Raw genomic sequence first — 2,381 nt, 5'->3', positions numbered from 1 at the left:
GGCTCGGGCCTACGGGGCTTGGGCCGTCGCGGTCCGGCCGGTCGGGGGCCGGGCCGCCGACAGCCCGGCCGGCAGCGGCAGTTCGCGCAGCTCGCGGATCAGCGCCCGGACGGCGGCCGTCCCGGCCAGCTCGGGCGTGGTGACGTACCCGACCGAGCGGCTCGGCGGCCGCGGCCCGAGGTCGGTGACGGCGAGGCCGGCCGGGGCGCCGAGCAGGGCGGTCCGGGGCATGATCGCCATGCCGAGGCCCTGGGCGACCAGCGAGAGGGCCACCGTGTCGTCCTCCACGTCCACGGTCGCGGGCGGGATCCAGTCCTGCCGCTGCCACCAGTCCCGGGTGTACGAGCCGCAGTTCTCGTCCCAGTCGACCAGCGGGAGCTCGCGCGGCGCCGGGTGGCCGTGCGGGTGCGCGAGCGCGTACGACTCCTCGTACAGCCGCACCGCGACCAGGCCCGGGGCGGGTGGCGGGCCGCCCGCGTCGAGCGTCGCCAGCCCGAGGTCGGCGCGACCGTCGGCGACCTCACCGGCGGTGCCGCGGCCGAGCTCCCGGACGATCCGGACGTGGGTGCCGAGCCCGGGGTGGCGCTCGGCGAGCCGGGCCAGGACGGGCGGCAGCAGGTGGGCGGCGGCACTGCGGAAGGCGGCGATCCGCAGGGTGCCGGTCAGCGGCCCGTCCGCTCCCGCGCCGCGCACCTCGGGGCCCATCACGTCCAGCAGCCGCAGGATCCGGCGGGCGTACGCCACCGCTCGCGCGCCGCCCTCGGTGGGGCGCGCGCCGTGGCGCCCGCGGTCGAAGAGCACCGCGCCGAGCTTCCGCTCGCAGGCGCGGACGGCGTGCGAGACGGCGGACTGGGTACTGCCCAGGCGTGCGGCGGCCGCCGTGAAGCTCCGCTCCTCCTCGACGGCGACCAGGGTCCGCAGCTCGTGCGGGGCGAGATCGGTCATACGGCCGAACCTATCCCGCGATCCATCGATCCTGCTCATGGATGCCGCCGTTCCATCGACCGGCGCCCCTGCCCGGCAGCTCCCGCGCTTCCTACGGTGATCACGTCCGCCCGTCCTCTGCCGTCCGGAGCCCCCGATGTCCCGCTCCACCACCCGCGCCGTCCACCTGGTCTCCCGCCCCGACGGGGCGCCGACCGCCGCGAACTTCGCCTTCGTCGAGGAGACCGTCCCGGCCCTCGCGGCGGGCGAGGCCCTGGTCGAGAACCTCTACCAGTCCGTCGACCCGTACATGCGCGAGGAGATGGAGGAGGGCGGCTGGGAGCTGCACGCCCCGCTGGAGGGCCGCGCCCTCGGCCGGGTGGTGGAGTCCCGGGCCGACGCCCTGCCGGTCGGGACACTGGTCCAGCACCGCCAGGCCTGGCGCGCCCACGCGGTGGTCACCGCCGAGCGGGCGAGCCTGCTGCCCGATCTCGCCGGCGTCCCGCTCAGCTCCCACCTGTCGGTGCTCGGCGGCACCGGCCTGTCCGCCTGGGTCGCGCTGACCAGGATCGCCCGGCTCCAGCCCGGCGAGACGCTCTTCGTCTCGGCGGCCGCCGGCGGCGTCGGCACCGCCGCCGGGCAGCTCGCCCGGCTGCTCGGCGCCGGACGGATCGTCGGCAGCACCGGCTCCGCGGCCAAGGCCGCCCGCCTCACCGAGCGGCTCGGCTTCGACGCCGCTTTCGACTACCACGACGGCCCGATCGCGGACCGACTGCGCGAGGCCGCCCCCGAGGGGCTGCACGCCTACCTGGACAACGTCGGCGGCGACCACCTGGAGGCCGCCATCGGCGCCCTGCGCGAGCGCGGCCGGATCGCCTGGTGCGGCGCGGTCGCCCAGTACAACCGGCTCGGGAACCCGCCGGCCGCCCCGCGCAACCTGTTCGACGTGGTCGGGAAGAGCCTGCGACTGGAGGGCTTCCTGGTCCGCGACCACCTCGACGCCCGGCCGGAGCTGTACGACTTCCTGGTCCCGCACCTGCGCTCGGGCGCCGTCGTCCCGGACGAGACCGTCGTGGACGGCTTCGACCGGGTGGTGGACGCCTTCCTCGGCATGCTGCGCGGCGCCAACACCGGCAAGATGCTGGTCCGGATCACCCACTGACCCGGCGCCGACCGGCCCGGCCCCCCAACCGGCCCGCCCCCGACCGGCCCGCCGCGCCCCGCCGGGCAGCCCTCACCCGGGCGGGACACAGTCCGGCAGCCCCCGCCCGGGCAGGAGTCACTCCGGCAGGACGGCCAGGTCGAGCGCGGCCAGCCGGACCGGGTCCGCCACCACCTCGTAGCCGGCCACCCGGCCGTCCGCGACCGACCAGCGGCTTGCCGCCGATCCGCCCGGTGCTCGGGCGCGGCACCAGCAGCTGCTGGGCCGCCGCCTTCACCTGACTGCGCGGGTAGAG

Annotated in this window: 2 protein-coding genes; one reads left to right on the top strand and one right to left on the bottom strand. The window is 77.3% G+C overall.

The features are described from left to right. Nucleotides 1-9: 9 nt before the first annotated feature. Entirely contained in the window at nt 10-945 is a 936-nt protein-coding gene (locus ACIQOV_RS37710) for a LysR family transcriptional regulator (RefSeq protein ID WP_401055293.1), read from the bottom strand. Between the two features lie 136 nt (nt 946-1,081). On the opposite strand from ACIQOV_RS37710, the gene ACIQOV_RS37705 reads away from it, so the two are divergent. After that, a complete protein-coding gene (locus tag ACIQOV_RS37705) occupies nt 1,082-2,086 on the top strand; it encodes an NADP-dependent oxidoreductase (RefSeq protein WP_401055292.1) in 1,005 nt (334 codons plus the stop codon). Nucleotides 2,087-2,381 lie beyond the last annotated feature (295 nt).

The sequence above is a fragment of the Kitasatospora sp. NPDC091257 genome (assembly GCF_044757675.1).
GTDB classification, from domain to species: Bacteria; Actinomycetota; Actinomycetes; order Streptomycetales; family Streptomycetaceae; genus Kitasatospora; species Kitasatospora lactacystinica.
Note: the sequence above shows the minus strand (reverse complement) of the source record. Positions and strands in the feature narration are given on the sequence as shown.

Bases quoted from the DNA above. Each gene is read 5' to 3' on its own strand.
- ACIQOV_RS37710 (WP_401055293.1), bottom strand. From the start codon at position 945: ATGACCGATCTCGCCCCGCACGAGCTGCGGACCCTGGTCGCCGTCGAG.
- ACIQOV_RS37705 (WP_401055292.1), top strand. From the start codon at position 1,082: ATGTCCCGCTCCACCACCCGCGCCGTCCACCTGGTCTCCCGCCCCGAC.